The 22,644-nt window shown below is 45.7% G+C and carries 22 protein-coding genes; 21 read left to right on the forward strand and 1 reads right to left on the reverse strand.

Translation table 11 applies throughout. The features are described 5' to 3' along the window. Positions 1–8: 8 nt before the first annotated feature. The 10 genes from J7E32_RS04870 to J7E32_RS04910 all read left to right on the forward strand — a co-directional run bounded on the left by J7E32_RS04870 (position 9) and on the right by J7E32_RS04910 (position 10,743). The gene (locus J7E32_RS04870) at positions 9–860 is read left to right on the forward strand and encodes a 3-hydroxybutyryl-CoA dehydrogenase (protein ID WP_214904445.1); all 852 of its coding nucleotides are present in this window, start codon (positions 9–11) and stop codon (positions 858–860) included. Positions 861–917: 57 nt separating this feature from the next. Next, on the forward strand, positions 918–2,048 hold the full coding sequence (locus tag J7E32_RS04875; protein WP_214904447.1) for an acyl-CoA dehydrogenase: 1,131 nt from the start codon (positions 918–920) through the stop codon (positions 2,046–2,048). Between the two features lie 74 nt (positions 2,049–2,122). Further along, positions 2,123–2,269 carry a hypothetical protein gene (locus J7E32_RS04880; protein ID WP_214904449.1) on the forward strand — a complete coding sequence of 49 codons (147 nt, stop codon included), beginning with the start codon at positions 2,123–2,125 and terminating at the stop codon, positions 2,267–2,269. 100 nt (positions 2,270–2,369) lie between these two features. Beyond that, a complete protein-coding gene (locus J7E32_RS22765; RefSeq protein WP_286182714.1) occupies positions 2,370–2,492 on the forward strand; it encodes a hypothetical protein in 123 nt (40 codons plus the stop codon). Between the two features lie 79 nt (positions 2,493–2,571). Beyond that, on the forward strand, positions 2,572–3,711 hold the full coding sequence (locus tag J7E32_RS04885) for an acyl-CoA dehydrogenase (protein WP_214904451.1): 1,140 nt from the start codon (positions 2,572–2,574) through the stop codon (positions 3,709–3,711). A gap of 18 nt (positions 3,712–3,729) precedes the next feature. Then, on the forward strand, positions 3,730–4,383 hold the full coding sequence (locus J7E32_RS04890; RefSeq protein ID WP_041964675.1) for a TetR/AcrR family transcriptional regulator: 654 nt from the start codon (positions 3,730–3,732) through the stop codon (positions 4,381–4,383). Positions 4,384–4,385: 2 nt separating this feature from the next. Further along, on the forward strand, positions 4,386–7,646 hold the full coding sequence (gene icmF, locus J7E32_RS04895; RefSeq protein ID WP_214904518.1) for a fused isobutyryl-CoA mutase/GTPase IcmF: 3,261 nt from the start codon (positions 4,386–4,388) through the stop codon (positions 7,644–7,646). Positions 7,647–7,994: 348 nt separating this feature from the next. Beyond that, positions 7,995–8,201, forward strand: a complete 207-nt coding sequence (locus tag J7E32_RS04900; protein WP_214904527.1) for a hypothetical protein — start codon at positions 7,995–7,997, stop codon at positions 8,199–8,201. Positions 8,202–8,318: 117 nt separating this feature from the next. Beyond that, positions 8,319–8,885, forward strand: coding sequence for a DNA-directed RNA polymerase subunit delta (gene rpoE / locus J7E32_RS04905; RefSeq protein ID WP_214904453.1), 567 nt, complete (start codon positions 8,319–8,321; stop codon positions 8,883–8,885). A 256-nt stretch (positions 8,886–9,141) separates the two neighbouring features. Then, positions 9,142–10,743, forward strand: coding sequence for a CTP synthase (locus tag J7E32_RS04910; protein ID WP_214904456.1), 1,602 nt, complete (start codon positions 9,142–9,144; stop codon positions 10,741–10,743). Between the two features lie 93 nt (positions 10,744–10,836). Here J7E32_RS04910 and J7E32_RS04915 read toward each other — a convergent pair whose 3' ends face one another. After that, the gene (locus tag J7E32_RS04915) at positions 10,837–11,358 is read right to left on the reverse strand and encodes a DUF2529 domain-containing protein (RefSeq protein WP_214904459.1); all 522 of its coding nucleotides are present in this window, start codon (positions 11,356–11,358) and stop codon (positions 10,837–10,839) included. Between the two features lie 198 nt (positions 11,359–11,556). On the opposite strand from J7E32_RS04915, the gene J7E32_RS04920 reads away from it, so the two are divergent. The 11 genes from J7E32_RS04920 (at position 11,557) to prmC (ending at position 22,605) form a co-directional block, all read left to right on the forward strand. Next, on the forward strand, positions 11,557–11,925 hold the full coding sequence (locus J7E32_RS04920; protein ID WP_041964634.1) for a response regulator: 369 nt from the start codon (positions 11,557–11,559) through the stop codon (positions 11,923–11,925). Positions 11,926–12,242: 317 nt separating this feature from the next. After that, on the forward strand, positions 12,243–13,100 hold the full coding sequence (locus tag J7E32_RS04925; RefSeq protein WP_214904471.1) for a class II fructose-bisphosphate aldolase: 858 nt from the start codon (positions 12,243–12,245) through the stop codon (positions 13,098–13,100). 100 nt (positions 13,101–13,200) lie between these two features. Then, the gene (gene fsa / locus J7E32_RS04930) at positions 13,201–13,848 is read left to right on the forward strand and encodes a fructose-6-phosphate aldolase (protein WP_214904474.1); all 648 of its coding nucleotides are present in this window, start codon (positions 13,201–13,203) and stop codon (positions 13,846–13,848) included. Between the two features lie 513 nt (positions 13,849–14,361). Beyond that, on the forward strand, positions 14,362–15,648 hold the full coding sequence (locus J7E32_RS04935; protein WP_214904485.1) for a UDP-N-acetylglucosamine 1-carboxyvinyltransferase: 1,287 nt from the start codon (positions 14,362–14,364) through the stop codon (positions 15,646–15,648). Between the two features lie 244 nt (positions 15,649–15,892). Next, positions 15,893–16,855, forward strand: coding sequence for a class II fructose-bisphosphatase (gene glpX / locus J7E32_RS04940; RefSeq protein WP_214904497.1), 963 nt, complete (start codon positions 15,893–15,895; stop codon positions 16,853–16,855). Positions 16,856–17,150: 295 nt separating this feature from the next. Continuing rightward, the gene (gene rho / locus J7E32_RS04945; protein WP_214904520.1) at positions 17,151–18,425 is read left to right on the forward strand and encodes a transcription termination factor Rho; all 1,275 of its coding nucleotides are present in this window, start codon (positions 17,151–17,153) and stop codon (positions 18,423–18,425) included. A 143-nt stretch (positions 18,426–18,568) separates the two neighbouring features. Next, positions 18,569–18,778, forward strand: a complete 210-nt coding sequence (gene rpmE, locus J7E32_RS04950; RefSeq protein ID WP_041964628.1) for a 50S ribosomal protein L31 — start codon at positions 18,569–18,571, stop codon at positions 18,776–18,778. Positions 18,779–19,064: 286 nt separating this feature from the next. Continuing rightward, complete coding sequence (locus tag J7E32_RS04955) at positions 19,065–19,685, forward strand: thymidine kinase (protein WP_214904500.1); 621 nt, start codon at positions 19,065–19,067, stop codon at positions 19,683–19,685. A 304-nt stretch (positions 19,686–19,989) separates the two neighbouring features. Next, positions 19,990–20,439, forward strand: coding sequence for a hypothetical protein (locus tag J7E32_RS04960; protein ID WP_214904503.1), 450 nt, complete (start codon positions 19,990–19,992; stop codon positions 20,437–20,439). Between the two features lie 233 nt (positions 20,440–20,672). Then, a complete protein-coding gene (gene prfA / locus J7E32_RS04965; protein WP_214904524.1) occupies positions 20,673–21,746 on the forward strand; it encodes a peptide chain release factor 1 in 1,074 nt (357 codons plus the stop codon). After that, a complete protein-coding gene (gene prmC / locus J7E32_RS04970) occupies positions 21,739–22,605 on the forward strand; it encodes a peptide chain release factor N(5)-glutamine methyltransferase (protein ID WP_286182718.1) in 867 nt (288 codons plus the stop codon). Before prfA ends, prmC begins: the two co-directional genes overlap by 8 nt. The last annotated feature ends 39 nt before the right edge of the window (positions 22,606–22,644 follow it).

Raw genomic sequence — 22,644 nt, forward strand, 5'->3', positions numbered from 1 at the left:
GAGATAGAATGAGTGTGAAAAAAATCATGGTAATTGGCGCGGGACAAATGGGCTCTGGTATCGCCCAGGTATGCGCGCAGGCAGGATACGATGTATTTTTGAACGACCTGAAGCCAGAATTTGTTGAACGCGGACTTTCCGGCATCAAGAAAAACCTTGGCCGCCAGGTAGACAAAGGGCGAATGACTGCTGAACAGCTTGATGTGATTGTCGGAAGAATTACTTCCTCTTCAGACCTGCAGGATGCCAAAAATGCAGACCTAGTCATTGAAGCAGCAGTTGAAAACATGGACATCAAGGCAAAGATCTTTGCCCAGCTTGATGAAATTGCACCTGAACACGCCATCCTTGCTTCCAATACATCATCCTTGCCAATCACCGAAATTGCTGCAGCGACAAAGCGTCCTGAAAAAGTCATCGGCATGCACTTCATGAATCCAGTGCCAGTCATGAAGCTTGTTGAAATCATCCGTGGATTGGCGACAGCTGATGAAGTTTATCAAACAATCGAAGACATCACAAAAACATTGGAAAAAGTTCCTGTTGAAGTGAACGACTTCCCAGGCTTCGTTTCCAACCGTATTCTGATGCCAATGATCAATGAAGCAATCTACACATTGTACGAGGGAGTAGCGTCCAAGGAAGCGATCGACGATGTCATGAAGCTAGGCATGAACCACCCAATGGGACCGCTGACTCTTGCAGACTTCATTGGCCTTGATACTTGTCTCTACATTATGGAAACACTTCACGAAGGCTTTGGTGATGACAAATACCGCCCATGCCCACTATTAAGGAAATATGTAAAAGCAGGCTGGTTAGGCAAAAAATCAGGCCGTGGCTTCTACACTTACGAGTAAGAATTTTTCGTGAATCGTCCTTACATAAATTTTGTCTGGACGTGGGGAGGGTTAAGAATGAATCTGAGATTTACAGAAGAGCAGGAAATGATGCGCAAAATGGTGCGGGATTTCGCGCAAACCGAAATCGCTCCATTTGTTGAAAAAATGGAAGATGGCGAGTTCCCGAGGGAGATTTTAAAGAAGATGGGTGAGCTTGGCCTGATGGGAATCCCGGTACCTGAAGAATATGGCGGTTCGGAGATGGATTTCATCTCCTACATCATCGCGATCCATGAAATATCAAAGGTCAGCGCCACGGTCGGCGTCATCCTTTCTGTCCATACTTCAGTCGGAACGAACCCGATCTTGTATTTTGGTACAGAAGAGCAAAAGAAAAAATATGTACCTAAGCTGGCTGCAGGCGAATACCTCGGCGCATTCTGTCTGACAGAACCAAGTGCCGGCTCGGATGCTGCAAGCCTGAAAACAAGGGCCGTCAAAAACGATGGATACTATGTGTTGAACGGCTCGAAGGTGTTTATCACGAATGGCGGCGAAGCGGATGTGTATATCGTTTTCGCTTCTACTAATCCCGAAGCAGGTCCAAAAGGCGTTTCCGCTTTTATCGTCGAAAAAGACACACCGGGCTTCATCGTCGGCAAGGATGAGCACAAAATGGGCCTTTACGGCTCACGCACGGTCCAGCTGACATTTGAAGACATGAAGGTGCCAGAAGAACACCTGCTTGGCCAGGAAGGTGAAGGATTCAAGATCGCGATGAGCAACCTTGACTCTGGTCGTATCGGCATCGCCGCTCAGGCTCTTGGAATTGCTGAAGCTGCATTAGAAGCGGCGACTGACTACGCAAAAGAAAGAGTCCAGTTCGGCAAGCCAATCGCTGCCCAGCAAGGCGTCGGCTTCAAGCTGGCTGATATGGCAACATCGGTCGAAGCTGCGAAACTATTAATCTATCGCGCAGCACAATTACGCTCAGAAGGACAAAAGTGCGGAATCGAAGCATCCATGGCAAAGCTGTTCACATCACGCACAGCAGTAGAAGTCACCACAGAAGCCATCCAGGTCTTTGGCGGCTACGGTTACACAAAAGACTATCCAGTCGAACGCTACTTCCGCGACGCCAAAGTAACCGAAATCTACGAGGGTACGAGCGAGATACAGAAGATTGTTATTAGTAAGCAGTTGTAAGCCTTTATTGTGACAGGTTTACCCTCGGAAGCCAGAAAGCTGTCAAGAAAAGCCCGGAATCGTGACAGGTTCGGGTGCGGAAGCCGAAAAGCTGTCAAGAAAAGCCCAGAATCGTGACAGGTTTGGATGCGGAAGCCGGAAAGCTGTCAAGAAAAGCCCGGAATCGTGACAGGTTTGGCAGTGAAAGCAGAAAAGCTGTCAAGAAAAACCCGGAATCGTGACAGGTTTGGCGTCGGAACCCGAAAAGCTGTCAAGAAAAGCCCGGAATCGTGACAGGTTTGACAGTGGAAGCCGAAAAGCTGTCAAGAAAAGCCTGGAATCGTGACAGGTTTGAGTGTGGAAGCCAAAAAGCTGTCAAGAAAAGCCCGGAATCGTGACAGGTTTGGCTGCGGAAGCCGGAAAGCTGTCAAGATAACACCTGCTTTCGGGCTGTACACAAAATAACAGCGAAAAAAGGTCGCCATCAAGTCGAATGTAACAGCTACCTATATAAATAAACTAAATAGTAACGGAGGAAACAATAATGAATTTTCGATTATCCGAAGAACATGAAATGATCCGAAAAATGGTCCGTGATTTTGCGAGGAATGAAGTGGCTCCTACAGCTGCAGAGCGTGATGAAGAGGAACGCTTTGACCGCGAGATTTTTGACAAGATGGCTGAACTTGGCCTGACTGGAATTCCATGGCCGGAAGAGTACGGCGGAATTGGCTCCGACTATCTTGCATACTGCATCGCAGTTGAGGAACTGTCCCGTGTTTGTGCGTCGACAGGCGTTATGCTGTCCGCACACACCTCTCTTGCTGGCTGGCCGATCTTCAAGTTCGGAAACGAAGAGCAGAAGCAAAAATACCTGCGCCCGATGGCTGAAGGAAAGAGCATTGGCGCATACGGCCTGACTGAGCCAGGAAGCGGTTCGGATGCAGGTGCGATGAGAACGACGGCAAAAGAAGACGGAGATCATTATGTGCTTAACGGATCAAAAATCTTCATCACAAATGGCGGCGTAGCGGATATCTATGTGGTATTCGCATTGACTGACCCGTCCAGCAAGCATAAGGGTACGACTGCATTCATCGTCGAAAGCGACTTCGCTGGATTCTCTGTCGGCAAGAAGGAGAAAAAGCTCGGCATCCGTTCATCTCCTACAACGGAAATCATTTTTGAAGATTGCCGAGTGCCAAAGGAAAACATCCTGGGCGAAGTTGGCGAAGGATTCAAAATCGCAATGATGACGCTTGATGGCGGCCGTAATGGAATCGCTGCACAAGCTGTCGGAATCGCACAGGGCGCTCTTGATGCTGCAGTAGATTATGCAAAAGAACGCCAGCAATTCGGCAAGCCAATCGCGGCGAACCAGGGCATTGGCTTCAAACTGGCTGATATGGCAACATCTGTTGAGGCTTCAAGACTATTAACCTACCAGGCGGCATGGCTTGAGTCTGAAGGTCTTCCATACGGCAAGGAGTCTGCGATGTCCAAACTGTTTGCCGGCGACACAGCAATGAAGGTCACAACTGAAGCTGTACAGGTATTCGGCGGCTACGGATACACGAAGGACTATCCGGTTGAACGCTTCATGCGCGACGCGAAAATCACGCAAATCTATGAAGGAACACAGGAAATCCAGCGTCTGGTTATCTCCAGGATGCTGACGAAATAACAAGGCGGGTAGATGTTGATGAAAAAGCGAGAAGTGCAGGCGTCGGTAAAAGATGAGCGACTTGTGAAAAAAAGACGCGACCAGATGATCAAAGGGGCCGTTACCCTTTTTAAGCAGAAGGGCTTCCACCGCACGACGACCAGAGAGATTGCCCGGGCTTCAGGCTTTAGCATCGGCACTCTTTATGAATATATCCGCACGAAGGAAGATGTGCTTTATCTTGTCTGTGACAGCATTTATGACGAGGTTCGCGACCGCCTTCAGGAAAATCTCGATACCAATCAGGGGACGCTTGAGAGCCTGAAGGTAGGGATTGCGAATTACTTCAAGGTTATGGACGACCTGCAGGATGAAGTGCTCGTCATGTATCAGGAGGTAAAGTCACTGACAAAGGATGCACTGCCTTACGTGCTGAAAAAAGAGATTGAAATGGTGGGGATGTTTGAGGATGTCATCCAGCGCTGCGTCGAAAATGGCGAGCTTGATTTGGATGAAAAACATGTGAAAATCATTGCCCATGATATTTTCGTCCAGGGGCAGATGTGGGGATTCCGCCGCTGGGCGCTGCAAAAACTGTATACACTCGAAGAGTATACAGAGCTTCAGACCGAACTGCTTTTTAAGGGGATCAAGGGGTCGGAAATGAAATTAGGAACAGGGGGAACAAAATGAGTATGCAGGAAACGTATAAGCCAAAGAACCATATTCGCTTTGTGACAGCTTCAAGCTTATTTGACGGCCATGATGCCTCAATCAATATTATGCGCAGGATTATCCAGGCAATGGGTGGCGAGGTAATCCACCTTGGACATAACCGCTCCGTTGAGGAGGTCGTCAATGCCGCGATCCAGGAGGATGCACAGGGAATCGCGATTTCTTCCTATCAAGGCGGTCACGTTGAATATTTTAAGTATATGTATGATCTTTTAAAGGAAAAAGGCGCTTCCCATATCCGTATTTATGGCGGTGGCGGTGGTGTCATCATTCCGCGGGAAATAAAAGAGCTTCATGAATACGGGATTGCCAGGATTTTTTCTCCAGAAGACGGCAGGAAATATGGCCTCAACGGCATGATCGAGCAGATGATCAAGGAATGTGATTTCCCAACCGTAACTCCAGAAGGCGTCGAGGAGATCGAAAAGCTTGAGGCTGGAGACCCGAATGCCGTTGCTAAGCTGATCACTCTTGCCGAGCAGCATGTTGGTTCCGAAAAAGAGACAGCAGCCGCAGTGGAAACATTGATGGAAAAAGTGAAAACTATGACAAAGCAGGTTCCTGTAGTCGGGATTACCGGTACAGGCGGCGCAGGAAAAAGTTCACTGACCGATGAATTGATCAGAAGATTCATCAATGAGATTCCTGAAAAGCGGGTAGCGATTTTATCAGTCGACCCTACTAAACAGAAAACAGGCGGAGCACTTCTCGGCGACCGCATCCGCATGAACGCGATCTTCTCTCCACGCGTTTACATGCGCAGCCTGGCAACAAGACAGTCAAGATCGGAACTGTCGCTGGCAATTAAAGATGCGATTGATGTTGTCAAAGCAGCAGGCTTCGACCTCGTCATCGTCGAAACAAGCGGGATCGGACAGGGCAATGCTGGAATCACCGACGTGTGCGATGTTTCGATGTATGTGATGACAAGCGAATTCGGAGCGCCGTCACAGCTTGAAAAAATCGACATGATTGATTATGCAGACCTGATCGTGATTAACAAATTCGAACGCAAAGGCTCTGAGGATGCAAAGCGCCAGGTGCAGAAGCAGTATCAGCGCAGCCATCTGTTCTGGGATAAAGAATTGGATGAAATGCCTGTCTACGGCACGATCGCCAGCCAATTCAACGACCCGGGTACAAACGCACTTTTTGCAGCTTTGGTCAATAAAATCAATGAAAAAGCAGGAACAAATTGGACGACATCTTTCTCTACAAACGCAGTAGTTGAAAAACAGAATGTCATCATTCCAAATGACCGCCGCTATTACCTGCGGGAGATTTCCGAAACGGTCCGCGGCTATCATAAGCTTGCTGCAGAGCAGGCAGACCTTGCACGCAGATTGTTCCAGTTAGAAGGGACGATCGAGGCGGTAAAAGAAAGTGGATGTAACAGCGAAGTGCTATCTACTCTTCAGGTGTTAAAGGAAGAAGCAGAGAAAAAGCTGACGCCAGAATCGAAACATATTATCAAAAACTGGGAAGCGTTGAAGGAAAAGTACAGTGCAGACCAGTTCGTAACGAAAATTCGCGATAAGGAAATTGTCACTGAGTTAAGGACGAAGAGTCTTTCAGGTTTGAGCATCCCTAAAGTGGCATTGCCGAAGTACAAGGATTACGGAGAGATTTTGCGCTGGGTATACCTTGAGAACGTACCAGGAAGTTTCCCGTATACTGCGGGCGTTTTCCCGTTCAAACGCGAAGGTGAGGATCCAAAGCGCCAGTTTGCTGGTGAAGGGACACCGGAACGGACGAACCGCCGCTTCCATTACCTGTCCAAGGATGACAATGCAAAGCGATTGAGCACAGCATTTGACTCCGTTACTTTATACGGCGAAGATCCTGATTACCGCCCGGATATTTACGGTAAGGTCGGCGAGAGCGGCGTCAGCGTTTGCTCGCTTGATGACATGAAAAAGCTGTATGCAGGCTTTGATCTTTGCCATCCATCAACATCTGTGTCGATGACAATCAACGGTCCGGCGCCGATCATCCTGGCAATGTTCATGAACACGGCAGTTGACCAGCAGGTAGAAAAGAAAGAACAAGAGCTTGGCCGCAAGCTGAATGACGAAGAGTTCGCACAAGTAAAGGAAATGACATTACAAACAGTACGCGGAACGGTGCAGGCAGATATCTTAAAAGAAGACCAGGGACAGAATACTTGTATCTTCTCTACTGAATTCGCGCTAAGAATGATGGGCGATATCCAGCAATATTTTATCGACGAGAAGGTTCGAAACTATTATTCTGTTTCGATTTCCGGCTATCATATTGCCGAAGCTGGCGCGAACCCGATATCCCAGCTGGCCTTCACGCTTTCAAATGGCTTCACGTATGTTGAATACTATTTGAGCAGAGGCATGAACATCGATGATTTTGCGCCAAATCTGAGCTTCTTCTTCTCAAACGGCCTTGATCCTGAGTATTCCGTGATCGGCCGTGTTGCCCGCCGTATCTGGGCGACTGTAATGAAGAACAAATACGGTGCAAATGAGCGAAGCCAGAAGCTGAAGTATCATATCCAGACATCTGGACGTTCACTTCATGCGCAGGAAATCGACTTCAACGATATCCGTACGACGCTTCAGGCTTTGATGGCATTGCACGATAACTGCAACTCGCTTCATACAAATGCATATGACGAAGCCATCACAACACCGACGGAGGAATCTGTCCGCCGCGCGATGGCCATCCAGATGATCATCACGAAGGAGCACGGATTGACAAAGAACGAGAACCCGCTCCAGGGCGCATTCATCATTGAAGAGCTGACAGATTTAGTAGAAGAAGCAGTCCTTCAGGAATTTGAACGGATCAATGACCGCGGCGGCGTACTTGGTGCAATGGAAACACAGTACCAGCGCGGAAAAATCCAGGATGAGTCGATGTACTACGAGATGAAGAAGCATTCAGGAGAGCTGCCGATCATCGGTGTGAACACATACCTGAATCCAAATCCTCCATCAGAGGAAGAAATCGACAAAATGGAGCTGGCACGTGCAACGAAAGAAGAGAAAGAAACCCAGATTCAAAACCTTGAGTCCTTCAAAGATAAAAACAAAGATCAATCCGAAGAAGCACTTCAGCGCCTGAAAGATACAGCAGTAAGCGGCGGCAATATTTTTGCCGAACTAATGGAAACCGTCAAATACGCAAGCCTCGGACAAATAACCCGGGCACTATACGAAGTAGGCGGCCAGTTCCGCAGGAATATGTAGGGTACTGATTTTTCAAAAAAGAAGGAACCAGAGTTTAAAAACAAAAACGATGGTGTATAAGGGTAGGACGTGGCATTAGAGCTTTTTCAATGGATCTAGATTGGGCAAGGTGGCTTGTAGGAAAACTATAAGCCATCTTGCATTTTGTTATGCTCTTTTCGTAAACTAACATTAACCTATCAATAATCATTACTAGCCATGATCCAGCTTCTAAGAAGAGAGTACGAATATGAGATGAGATTTGGTTCAAAAACAACTTTTATAGAAGTTTTCATATCTTTTACCAAATAATCTTATATAATCTAGATATCAGCGAATACATACGACCTACTTCAGGATGTGAAATGTGTGAGATCGGTGTTATTAACGGCAGGGGCTGTTATGGCAGCAGCAGCAATGTATTATCTTTACCAGCGACAGCTCGGGGCGATATCTTTTTTCATTCTTTCGATAGTCTTCTTTTTCCTGGCTTATGCCCAGCTTAAAAAGAGAAAAGGGACTGGCAGCAGGAAAGCAGATAACGAAAGCGAAAAAAGGCGAGAAAAGGACAGATAAAACTGGCATAAAGGTTTAGAATTTGTTTATAATGTAGAATATGCATTCTGGGATAATTTCCTTGTTTTCGGACGCAAGGCCGGGTAAGGCCTGGAATAGAGAAAGGAAGTGCGAAGGTTGAGTTTAAAACAATACTCAAAAGAAGAGCTTCAAGAAATGTCAATGATTGAAGTTGCCTATGAAATTTTAAAAGAGAAAAAGCAGGCTGTTACATTTCAAGAACTTATGGCAGAGATCAGGAAGGTCATGAAATTTGACGAGGCCGAAGTAACTGAAAAAATGGTTCAGTTCTATACAGATATAAATATAGATGGACGCTTCATGTCCCAGAGCGAAAGCCGTTGGGGACTGCGCGTTTGGTATCCTGTTGACCAAATCGAAGAAGATAATGTCACGACAGTCAAGCCGAAGAAGAAGAAAGCCAAGAAGGCTGTCGATGAGGATGACCTCGATCTTGACGAGTTCGATGAAATCGATGAGGAAGATCTTGACTTCGATGATGACATCGACGAATTTGATGAAGATGACGACGATGATGCTCTCGATGATGACGATGATGATGAAGACTTCGATGAAGATATTGAAGACACTGATGACTTCGACGACGAAGATGAGTTATTAGAAGACGAAGAAGAAGATCTTCCACTCGAAGACGAAGACGCGGAAGAAGACGAAGAACTGTAATTAACGGCTTGACTTTTAATAGGACCGGCTGTAGAATACTTTTTGGGCTCCTTAAAAAAGGACGATTATGTAAAACAGCTACTAAACGCTCCCCATACTATGTATGCGGGGCGTTTTTTTTATTTTGTCCAGAAACCCCCAGACAAACAGGTTTGCATCATAAACTGCAGGCCAATGACATCGTTAAAAATTTTATTAATAAATCAATTAAACAGGTACATATTGTACAAACTGTTTGATGAGGGGGATTATACAAATGGCAAAGTATATTTTTGTAACAGGTGGCGTAGTTTCGTCATTAGGTAAAGGAATTACGGCAGCATCTCTTGGAAGATTGCTGAAAAACAGGGGTATGAACGTCACAATCCAGAAGTTCGATCCATACATCAACGTGGACCCAGGAACAATGAGCCCTTACCAGCATGGTGAAGTATTCGTTACAGACGATGGTGCTGAAACGGATCTGGATCTTGGCCACTACGAGCGTTTCATTGATATTAACCTTAATAAGTACTCAAACGTGACGACAGGAAAAATCTATTCAACTGTCCTGAAAAAAGAACGCCGCGGCGACTACCTGGGCGGAACAGTACAGGTTATCCCGCATATCACGAACGAAATCAAAGACCGCGTTTTCCGTGCTGGTAAAGAAACAGGCGCAGACGTTGTCATCACTGAAATCGGCGGTACAGTAGGCGATATCGAATCCCTGCCGTTCCTTGAAGCGATCCGCCAGATCAAGAACGATGTTGGCCGTGACAATGTGATGTATGTCCACTGTACATTGGTTCCTTACATCAAGGCAGCCGGTGAAATGAAGACAAAGCCAACCCAGCACAGCGTAAAAGAACTTCGCAGCCTTGGTATCCAGCCAAACATCATCGTTCTTCGTACAGAAATGCCGATTTCACAGGACATGAAAGACAAGATTGCTCTTTTCTGTGACATCGATAAGGAAGCGGTAATCGAAGCGGCAGATGCCGATACATTATATTCAATCCCACTTGCGTTGCAGGAGCAGAAGATGGATCAGCTTGTATGCGACCACTTCAAGCTGGATTGCGGCGAAGCGGATATGACAGAATGGAATGCGTTAGTCGAAAAAGTAACGCATCTTTCAGGCAAAACACGAATTGCTCTTGTTGGTAAATATGTTGAGCTTCAAGACGCATACATTTCAGTAGTTGAATCATTGAAGCATGCTGGATACGCATTTGACAGTGATATCGAGATCAAGTGGGTCAACTCTGAGGAAGTTACAGAAGAAAATGTTGTTGAATTGCTGAATGACGTAAACGGAATCCTGGTTCCAGGCGGATTCGGCGACCGCGGAATTGAAGGAAAAATCCTTGCGACCAAATACGCTCGTGAGAATAAAGTGCCGTTCTTCGGCATTTGCCTGGGCATGCAGCTTGCATCCGTTGAATTTGCACGCCACGTACTCGGCTTGAAAGACGCTCACTCTGCGGAAATCATGCCAAGCACGCCATACCCGATCATCGACCTTTTGCCAGAGCAGAAGGATATCGAAGATTTAGGTGGAACTCTACGTCTTGGACTATATCCATGTAAGCTTGGTGAAGATACAAAAGCTTTCGCTGCATACAACGACGATTTGATCTATGAGCGCCACCGCCACCGTTACGAGTTCAACAATGAATACCGCCAGGCAATGGAAAAAGAAGGATTCATCTTCTCTGGGACAAGCCCGGATGGCCGTTTGGTAGAAATCATCGAGCTTAAAGATCACCCATGGTTCCTTGCATCTCAGTTCCACCCGGAATTCACATCAAGACCAACACGCCCGCAGCCATTATTCAGGGACTTTATTGAAGCATCAATCAAGTCAAGTAAGTAATAGACGTGAAAATAGTAAAAAGCCGGTGAATTTTCACCGGCTTTTTTGTGGTTATATGGATTTTTGACAGAGCAAGTTGGGTCAAAGCACCGGTTAATACTCCTCTAAAATTTCCTCAATCGTGAATTTCAAGCCGAAGTAAATGTATAATGCGGCGATGGAAGTAGGATAGCCGACTCTGTTTCCCAGTTCGTCTGGAAGGAGTCCTTTTTTTAATCTCAAATCAATGTGCACGTCAGCCATAGTATCCAGTCCTGAAAGTTCATTTTCACCGCGGACAGTGGAGATGGCCACGAATGGAATTCCTTTTTCCTGTAAATCATGCGCTGCTTCAACAGCCTCTTTGTCGTCTGCATACCGGCTTACAATCAGAACGCGGTCAGCAGCCTCAAGCTCGACGTCCTCTGTTAAAATCGCAGCAGCTTGCAATGGTTCCTCGCCATAAACCGCTTCAAGGGCTACAGCCTGCATCTCCTTAGCACCAAAAATATAAACAGTTCCCTCGCCAGCTGCAGCCTGTGCAAGCAGGCGAGCTCCGTCCTCTATCGAAAATTCTTCTTTTTCCTGAAGTCTGTTGAACAAACCTGTCAGCTGTGTCGAAAACATTTTTAACATAAGAGCACCTCCGTTTTTGCCAATACTGATTATAAAGTACTACAATGAAAAGGAAAAAGCATCTGTCGAAAAATAAGTTTGAAAATATGGGAGGAATTTCAAGCTTTTTAACGAATTGTGTAAATGGGGATAAGACGAAACCACGTCCTGGATATACATATTTACAATATACTACATTTATTAGGGGGAAGAGGCGGCATGAAAGAAAAAATACTAATTGTAGACGACCAGTTTGGCATCAGAATTCTACTTAATGAAGTGCTGCAAAAAGAAGGTTATCAAACATATCAAGCTGCTAATGGCGTCCAGGCCCTGGATATCGTTAAGAAGCATCCACCAGATCTAGTTCTTTTAGACATGAAGATCCCTGGTATGGATGGAATTGAAATTCTAAAAAGAATGAAGGTAATCGATCCGGACATCCGCGTCATCATCATGACCGCTTACGGCGAACTCGATATGATCCAGGAAGCAATGGATCTCGGTGCGCTGACCCACTTCGCAAAACCATTCGATATTGATGACATCCGCGCAGCAGTTAAAAAATATTCGCAAACCGTTTCGTAATTGTATACACATTACATAGAAATGTCCTCTCGAATTTCCGGAGGGCATTTACTTTTAAAAAGCAGGTAAAAATCGAGTTTCCAGACTAGTGAAATTATTGGTAACGCTTGCTTTATAGCATTTTTATGACACTTTCAAAAACAAGGCTTGAACAATGGTAATTCTGATTTTCTTTTGGTATGATACTTATGAATTCAACAGGATCATTCGTTTTGATGAATGCCATCTCGGGTACATAATCAACAGCGGAGAAGGAAAACCTTTAAAATGGTAGCATTGTCAAAATGAAAATTGATCATAAAGAAGGAGGAAAAAATATGCCTTTAGTTTCAATGACTGAAATGCTGAAAAAAGCAAATGCGGAAGGCTACGCAGTTGGGCAATTTAACTTAAATAACCTTGAATTTACTCAAGCGATCCTTCAGGCTGCAGAAGCTGAAAAATCGCCAGTTATCCTTGGTGTTTCCGAAGGTGCTGCACGTTACATGGGCGGCTTTAAAACAGTAGTGAAAATGGTAGAAGGATTGATGGAGGACTATAAAACAACAGTTCCAGTCGCAATCCACTTAGACCATGGTTCAAGCTTCGATAAGTGTAAAGAAGCGATCGATGCAGGTTTCACATCTGTCATGATCGATGCTTCACACGGTCCTTTCGAAGAGAACGTTGAAATCACTTCAAAAGTGGTAGAATACGCTCACTCAAAAGGTGTTTCTGTTGAAGCTGAACTAGGAGTAGTTGGCGGACAGGAAGATGATGTCGTTGCTGATGGCGTTATCTATGCTGACCCTAAAGAATGTGAAGAACTTGTTCAGCGCACTGGCATCGACTGCCTGGCTCCTGCACTTGGTTCTGTACACGGCCCTTACAAAGGCGAACCAAACCTTGGTTTCAAGGAAATGGAAGAAATCAACAAGACTGCTGGCGTACCATTAGTATTGCACGGCGGAACTGGAATCCCTACAAAAGATATCCAGAAGTCCATCTCATTTGGAACTGCTAAAATCAATGTTAACACTGAAAACCAAATCGCTTCTGCTAAAGCAGTTCGTGAAACTCTTGCTGCAAAGCCTGAAGAATATGATCCACGTAAATACCTTGGACCAGCTCGCGACGCGATTAAGGAAACAGTAATCGGCAAAATGCGCGAATTTGGTTCTTCTAATAAAGCGTAATAGTATTAAAATTTTGTTATAATTAAAACCGCCTTACAATAAGGCGGTTTTTGTCCATTTATATCAGACTGAAAATTTTGTCGACTGGAGGCGTTTACAAATGAAGTTTTTTATCGATACTGCCAATATGGAAGAAATTCGCGAGGCATACACTCTGGGGATTCTATCCGGTGTCACAACAAACCCATCGCTTGTGGCAAAAGAAAAGAATGTAAAGTTTGAAGACCGCTTGAAGGAAATCACTGAACTGGTTCCTGGTTCTGTCAGCGCAGAAGTCATCGCGCTAGATGCAGAAGGCATGATCAAAGAAGGAAAAGAGCTGGCAGCAATCGCTCCAAACATCACAATCAAAGTTCCAATGACCCCAGAAGGGCTGAAGGCCGTTTCCGTATTCTCAAAAGAGGGAATCAAGACGAACGTAACACTTGTCTTCAGCGCAAATCAAGCATTGCTGGCAGCAAGAGCGGGCGCTACATATGTATCACCATTCCTTGGCCGCCTGGATGACATCGGCCATAACGGACTCGACCTGATTTCAACGATCGCCGACATCTTCACCATCCACGGCATCGAAACAGAAATCATCGCCGCGTCCATCCGCCATCCACAGCACGTAACAGACGCAGCACTAAGAGGCGCACACATCGCAACAGTACCATACAAAGTCATCCAGCAAATGTTCAACCACCCACTAACAGACAAAGGCATCGAAGCATTCCTGAAAGACTGGGAATCTCGCGGACAGTAATTGTTTCTATAGGAAATATGTAATTTATTTGTTGGCTCTGTTATCACCCCAACTGATTTTGTTAAGTCCTGTTGATCGTAGTGGAAGGCGCGAAGACTCCTGCGGGATCAGCAAGTAATTGGGAGACCCCGCAGGCGTGTTAACGCCGAGGAGGCTCCCAGACTGCCCGCGGAAAGCGAAGCGCCTGGAACGAAGATCAACAGCCTTGGTTAACAGAGCTATAGAAAAGCCTAGCATTTGTTCAACAAAAATATAGTTTTGGCCGACGAGGTCAAGTAAGTTTAGGAAGTTTTACCCAATTTAAACTTTTTTGCATTTTATTACATGAAATTGTGAATATCGTGTAAACTAAAGGAATAGAAAACTCCCGGAATCTGAGTATTTTTAATGGAAAAATGTTCCTTATTGATTTCGGTAATTTAAATCTAAGTAGAGCCTATATCGGTCTTAGCTGTAAAAAGTTTGCAACTCCAGCTTGACCTTAATACATCACGGCTTAGAAGGGAGTCAAAAATGGAAAAGCTTAAGATTGCAGGCGGCTATCCTTTAAAAGGGACTGTTCGGGTCAGCGGTGCGAAAAACAGCGCTGTGGCCTTGATCCCAGCAACGATTTTAGCTGAATCGCCTGTGACCATTGAAGGTTTGCCGGATATTTCCGACGTTCATATGCTCAAGGACTTGATGGAGGAGATCGGCGGTTCTGTTGAATTCTCGAACAATGAAATGACGGTAGATCCGTCTTCCATGATTTCCATGCCTTTGCCGAATGGAAAAGTGAAAAAGCTGCGAGCTTCATACTATTTAATGGGAGCGATGCTGGGCCGTTTCAAAAAGGCTGTCATCGGACTGCCGGGCGGCTGCCATTTGGGCCCAAGGCCGATTGACCAGCATATAAAAGGATTCGAAGCGCTTGGTGCCAGCGTGACAAACGAACAGGGTGCGATCTATCTGCGTGCCGACGAGCTTCGCGGGGCTAGGATTTATCTTGATGTCGTAAGCGTTGGGGCAACCATCAACATCATGCTTGCTGCTGTCCGGGCAAAAGGGCGCACAATCATTGAAAATGCGGCAAAAGAGCCGGAAATCATTGATGTAGCGACCTTGCTCACAAATATGGGAGCGAAAATCAAAGGCGCAGGTACGGATGTCATCCGGATCGATGGTGTCGACGAGCTTCACGGCTGCCGCCACACGATCATTCCTGACCGCATCGAAGCAGGGACGTACCTGATTCTTGGTGCTGCCATTGGTGAAGGTGTAACAATTGATAATGTCATTCCACAGCATATTGAGTCACTTGTGGCCAAGCTGAAGGAAATGGGTGTCCATATTGAAGCAAGTGACGAGCAAATTTATGTCGCACCAACTGAGCGATATAAAGCAATCGATATTAAAACACTTGTTTACCCTGGTTTCCCAACCGATCTGCAGCAGCCATTCACAGCACTGCTTACACGGGCAGAGGGTTCGAGTGTCGTAACAGATACGATTTATGGTGCCCGCTTCAAGCATATCGACGAGCTTAGAAGAATGAATGCCAATATTAAAGTCGAAGGCAGGTCGGCAATCATCAGCGGCCCTGTTAAGCTGCAGGGAGCTAAGGTTAAGGCTAGTGACCTCCGCGCAGGAGCTGCACTTGTCATTGCCGGACTGATGGCAGAAGGTGTCACCGAAATTACTGGTGTCGACCATATCGACCGCGGCTACAGCCATATCGTTGAAAAGCTAAATGGACTAGGTGCCACAATTTGGCGTGAAGATATGACATCTGAAGAGCAAGAAGAAGTGAAAAAATCTTAAAAAGTATAGTACAATAGAGCTGTACAATACAAATAGTGGTGCTAATGAATATCGGAATCGCGAAATAGTATAACTTATTTAACTATCGAGCAGCTAACTATGGCAGGATTAAAGTTTCTTATCTTAAGCAGATCCAGAGACATGATCGACTAACGAGGAGAAAGTTGATTTATGGAAACGGATTGGCTGATAGGAACATCTTTTCGGTAGGCATTAGCATCTTTCATGACTAGGGGATGATCATATGGAACGTAGCTTAACGATGGAGCTTGTCCGCGTGACAGAGGCGGCGGCGCTTGCTTCAGCCCGCTGGATGGGACGCGGTAAAAAAGAAGAAGCTGACGATGCTGCAACGTCGGCAATGAGAGATGTGTTCGACACCATCCCGATGAAAGGCACAGTCGTAATCGGCGAAGGGGAAATGGACGAAGCACCGATGCTGTATATCGGCGAAAAGCTTGGGACAGGCTATGGTCCGCGTTTGGACGTTGCTGTCGATCCTTTGGAAGGAACGAACATTGTAGCGTCTGGCGGATGGAATGCCCTTGCAGTCCTTGCTGTGGCAGATAACGGCAACCTGCTTCACGCACCGGATATGTACATGGATAAACTTGCCGTAGGTCCAGAAGCGGTAGGCATGGTCGATATCAATGCTTCCGTTCTTGATAATCTGAGGGCTGTAGCAAAAGCGAAGAACAAGGATATTGAAGATGTGGTAGCAACGGTTTTGAACCGTCCTCGCCATGAACATATCATTGCCCAGCTTCGTGATGCAGGAGCAAGAATCAAATTGATCAACGACGGCGATGTAGCTGGCGCCATCAACACGGCGTTTGATACTACCGGCGTGGATATCCTGTTCGGTTCAGGCGGAGCACCTGAGGGTGTCATCGCAGCGGTAGCTCTGAAAAGCCTCGGCGGCGAAATTCAGGGTAGATTGCTTCCGCAAAATGACGCAGAGCTCGAACGCTGCAAAAAAATGGGCATCGATGTCAATAAAGTTCTCCTTATGGAAGATTTCGTCCGCGGCGACGATGCAATTTTTGCTGCAACAGGCGTAACCGATGGCGAGTTGCTAAAAGGAGTCCAGTTCAAAGGCTCTTACGGCTCAACCCATTCAGTCGTCATGCGCGCAAAATCAGGCACAGTCCGCTTCATTGAAGGACAGCACAGCCTAAAGAAAAAGCCGCATTTGGTAATGAAATAATACCTTTTTTATAAAAGCGACTGCAAACCCTTACAACTCAGCTCCCTTTGCCGCATTATATAGGTAAAGGGAGCTGATAAATAAAATGATTGATTATTTTTCCTGTTTAAGGGTAAAATGAAAATTGTTTTAATAATCTTTTTGATTTAAATCAGACCAAACAAGTTGTATACCTTCATTTAATTCCTTCTTACAACCTTCAAAGGAAACTCATTTCTTCTTTTTCCATCCATACGCATATATTCTTAATACATTTTTTTATGGGGGAAATCGAAATATTTTAAGGCGTGGTGACATTATGGAAGTAAATATTTCAAGCTTAGAAAATATGAAATTGAAAGAGCTTTATGAACTGGCAAAGGAATATAAAGTCTCTTACTACAGCAAATTATCGAAAAAAGAACTTATTTTTGCAATACTTAAAGCTCGTGCGGAACAACAGGGTTATTTTTTCATGGAAGGTGTCCTGGAAATCATCCAGTCTGAAGGCTTTGGTTTCTTGCGTCCGATTAACTACTCGCCAAGCTCTGAGGATATCTATATCTCGGCTTCGCAGATCCGTCGTTTCGATTTAAGGAACGGGGATAAAGTATCGGGAAAAGTACGTCCTCCTAAAGAGAACGAACGTTACTTCGGCTTGCTCCAGGTTGAGGCAGTCAATGGGGATGACCCTGAATCGGCGAAGGAAAGGGTTCACTTCCCGGGATTGACTCCGTTATATCCTGACCGCATGATGAAATTGGAGACAACTCATAAGCATGTATCAACAAGGATCATGGATGTTATCGCTCCTGTCGGTTTTGGTCAGCGTGGCTTGATTGTCGCACCGCCAAAGGCTGGTAAGACGATGCTTTTAAAAGAAATCGCCAACAGCATCACGACAAATCATCCTGAAGCAGAACTGATTGTGCTGCTGATCGATGAGCGTCCGGAAGAGGTAACCGATATCGAACGTTCCGTTGCCGGCGATGTTGTCAGCTCAACGTTTGATGAAGTGCCTGAAAACCACATCAAGGTTGCCGAGCTTGTGCTTGAGCGTGCGATGCGCCTTGTTGAGCACAAACGGGATGTCATCATCCTGATGGACAGCATCACTCGTCTTGCCCGTGCGTACAACCTTGTCATCCCGCCAAGCGGCCGTACATTGTCAGGTGGTATTGACCCTGCGGCATTCCACCGTCCGAAGCGCTTTTTCGGTGCTGCCCGTAATATCGAAGAAGGCGGCAGCTTGACGATTCTTGCGACAGCGCTTGTTGATACAGGATCACGTATGGATGATGTCATCTATGAAGAGTTCAAGGGAACTGGAAACATGGAACTGCACCTTGACCGTTCGCTTGCAGAGAGAAGGATTTTCCCTGCGATCGACATTCGCAGATCCGGAACGCGTAAAGAAGAACTGCTTATTCCGAAAGATCACCTAGACAAGCTGTGGGCAATCCGCAAATCAATGTCGGATTCACCAGATTTCGCCGAAAAATTCCTGCGCAAGCTAAGGCTGTCCAAGTCTAATGAAGACTTCTTCGCCGTTCTTGGTGAGGAAATGAAGGGCAATAACAAGCGTTCTTAATTCCAAATTATGGTTGTAAAAACTAACTTGAAATATACAGTTGGACTTGTTATAATGAGTGCAGTGTGTTTTTCCAATAACGGTATAACCGTTGATTATAACTCTGTTTCGGATATGATTCAGGGCGGAAGGAGATGAAAAGAATGAAATCAGGAATTCATCCAAACTACAAAACAGTTAAGGTGACTTGCGCATGCGGAAACGAATTCGAAACTGGTTCTGTTAAGAACGAGATTCGCGTTGAAACTTGCTCTGAATGCCACCCATTCTATACTGGACGTCAGAAGTTTGCTGAAGCTGGCGGACGTGTTGACCGCTTCAACAAGAAATACGGTCTTAAAAACAACCAGTAATAGTAATATAAGAAACGATCAAACAGGCAAGAAGCTTTGCGACTTGCCTGTTTTTTATTTTGCATTTTTTAAAAAAATTGCCTGTACTTTGGGTACATAAATTTATTTTTGTGAACTTTATTAATGTGTCTGGATTCAGCATCTTTTTTTGTTATAATGGAAAAAGCTGAAAAAAGTGTCGAACTTTTAACCAGGCTTTTTTCGTACCTTTATGGCATGAAGAAGCCGTAAAAATACGAAAAAAGCTTACTCAAATTTTGGTTTAGCGAGGAAGGAGAGGCCGACCATGTACGTTATGAAACAGAGCGGTTGGATCGAATTGATCTGCGGCAGCATGTTTTCGGGTAAATCCGAAGAACTGATCCGCCGCGTGCGCAGAACTCAATTTGCCAAACAAAAAATTGCGGTATTCAAGCCTGCGATTGACAACCGCTACAGCGAAGAATCGGTTGTATCACACAACGGAACTGCAGTTACTGCAAAGCCTATTGCCAACTCTATTGATATTTTCAAGCATATCAACCCTGAAATTGATGTTATTGCGATTGACGAAGTGCAATTTTTTGACAATGAAATCCTGCAGGTGATCCAGCATCTTGCAGACAGCGGCTACCGCGTCATCGTTGCCGGACTTGACCAGGATTTCCGCGGAGAGCCATTCGGCCAGATGCCTGCGTTGATGGCCGTTGCAGAAATTGTGACCAAGCTTCAGGCTGTTTGTGCGGTATGTGGTTCGCCATCTAGCCGAACACAGCGTTTGATCAACGGAAAGCCAGCCTCTTATGATGATCCCGTCATTCTCGTTGGTGCATCCGAATCGTACGAACCACGATGCAGGCACCATCATGAAGTTCCTAAATCACCAAACGAGCTTAAGATCGAGAAAACGACTGAAAGCTTAACATAATATGTTTAATCCTCCCGGCAGCGGGGGGATTTTTTATTGGGTTTAAAGGTAGGGGATTCCCAGATATTGGATGAACGTGCAATTACGTCATGTAATGGTGCAATTATGACAATGGACGGTGCAATTAATTTCTCCTAACGTGCAATTATAACTCTTGAACGTGCAATTACAGTGGCTAAGTAAGAGAATAATTTTTCCAGTTGCTGATTTTTCTTGAAAAATGTTGATTCAGGAACTCAGCAATACTGTTTCAATGCATTTCAGCAGCTTTTTGGGGCAACCTAACAGCGGGAGGTGCCATAATTTGAAAAAATTAATCATGTTGTTTGTGCTTGCGATGGTTATGGTTTCAGGATGTGTCCAGGATAATACAGATTCAGTCTATGATAAGGATCAAGACCAGGCTGGCATGGACCTGAATAGGGATGATGATGGTGTCCGCGAAGGAGATGGCCCTAATTTCACGAGGGACAAGGATGACGGCATGACAATGACCGATCAGAACCCGAATTTGCTGAATACAGATAACGAAAACCACCATAGTTTTTCACAGGATGTGCAAAAAGCGAAGGACGTCATTACTGATGTTGGCTATGAACCTGGTTCCATCTGGATCAACGGCGGCGAAATGAACGTAACCGCACAGCTTCAAGGGCGCGTAACCCGAAAAGATCGTGAAAATGCCCAAAAGACATTGCAGGAGAAGCTGACAAGAGCCTTGCCGCGTTACGATATTAACGTTGATATTAAGTAAAATTGCAGCGCCACAGCATGCTCGTACCAAGGGCATGCTTTTTATTTATACATAAAAGGCAGGTACAAGTCGCTTGCGCTTTTCTTGTCACAATGGCTTTGACTGGTTGTGTCACCTATACTATAATTAGAATGTTATGCTATGTTGAACTATCGGACCTGTTGCGGAAATACACAGGCAAGAATAAATTTATAATCCAATTTTCAAGGCAATAAAAATAGAGGTGAATGTCCGTGTTTGATCGTCTTCAATCAGTTGAGGATCGTTATGAAAGATTGAATGAGTTATTGAGTGACCCGGAAGTTGTTAATGATTCCAAGAAGCTCCGCGAGTATTCAAAAGAGCAGTCTGACATCCAGGAAACAGTCATGGCTTATCGTGAATACAAGGAAGTAAAAGAGCAGCTGACAGATGCGAAAGCAATGCTCGAGGATAAGCTTGATGCTGATATGCGTGAAATGGTCAAGGAAGAAATCTCCGAGCTTGAACCGCGCATTGAGGAGCTTGAAGCTCGCATCAAGATTCTGCTTATCCCTAAAGACCCTAATGATGACAAAAACGTTATCATGGAAATCCGCGGCGCTGCAGGCGGCGATGAAGCTGCACTATTTGCAGGCGACCTTTACAGGATGTACAGCCGTTATGCTGAATCACAGGGCTGGAAGACTGAAGTCATCGATGCCAGCACGACTGGCGTGGGCGGCTTCAAGGAAATCATTTTCATGATCAATGGGAATGGTGCTTATTCCAAAATGAAGTTCGAAAACGGCGCGCACCGCGTTCAGCGTGTTCCGGAAACAGAATCAGGCGGCCGTATCCATACTTCAACAGCCACGGTTGCATGTCTTCCTGAAGCGGAAGAAGTGGAAATCGAGCTGCATGATAAAGATATCCGTTTTGATGCGTTTGCATCGAGCGGCGCCGGCGGACAGTCTGTTAACACGACAATGTCAGCTGTACGTCTGACGCATATTCCTACTGGAATTGTTGTATCATGTCAGGATGAAAAATCTCAGCATAAAAACAAAGACAAGGCGATGAAGGTACTTCGTGCCCGCGTCTATGACAAGTTCCAACAGGAAGCACAGGCGGAGTATGACCAGGTTCGTAAGTCAGCTGTAGGTACAGGTGACCGCTCAGAGCGGATTCGTACGTACAACTTCCCGCAAAACCGCGTGACTGACCACCGTATTGGCCTGACAATCCAGAAGCTTGACCAGATCCTTCAGGGCAAGATGGATGAGATCATCGAAGCGCTAATTATGGAAGACCAGTCTCAAAGACTTGAGAGTGCGAACAATGACTAATGTGAAAATATTTGAAGCCCTCAATTGGGCTTCTTCTTTTTTAAAAGAACATAACCGTGAAGAGTTCGCCGGTGAACTTTTGCTACGCCACTATTCAGGCCTGTCCCGAACGTCAATGCTCGCGATGATGCGCGATGAATTGAACGGGAAAGTGTGGACAGAGTTCCAGGCCGCTGTAAAAAGGCATGCTGCTGGCGAGCCGATTCAATATATCATTGGCTCAGAGGAGTTTTACGGCCGCCGCTTCCTTGTGAATGAGCATGTGCTTATTCCCAGGCCGGAGACGGAGGAGCTGGTTTATGGAACGCTTCAGCGTCTGGACAGGCTTTTTGCAGAGAGTGATCAAATTGACCTTGTCGATGTCGGCACCGGAAGCGGCGCGATTTCAGTTACTTTGAAACTGGAAAAACCAGCTTTGGAGGTAACGGCAGTTGACCTCTCCAAAGACGCCCTCGAGGTGGCGCGGAAAAATGCAAGCGCACTTGATGCGAAAATCGAGTTTTTACATGGAGATCTTCTTCAGCCGCTCATTTTACAGGGAAAAAAGGTTGATGCCGTCATCTCGAACCCGCCATATATCCCGGTTGCTGACCAGGAGTGGATGTCAGATATCGTGACCGAACACGAGCCTCATCTGGCGCTTTTTGCAGGTGAAGATGGACTGGACCTGTATCGCCGGTTCATGGAGGAACTTCCACTAGTATTGAAGAAGAAGGCATTGGTCGGCTTTGAAATCGGTGCTGGCCAGGGCGAAGCAGTGCGTGGGTTACTGGAAAAAACATTCCCTCACGCCAGGGTTGAAGTTGTTTTTGATATAAATGGCAAGGACCGGATGGTGTTTGCGGAAATGGACTCCTAAAAAAGGAGTCCAATTTTTTTGTGAAAATGAAAACCCCGG

The sequence above is a fragment of the Bacillus sp. ISL-55 genome, from assembly GCF_018613155.1.
GTDB lineage: Bacteria > Bacillota > Bacilli > Bacillales > Cytobacillaceae > Mesobacillus.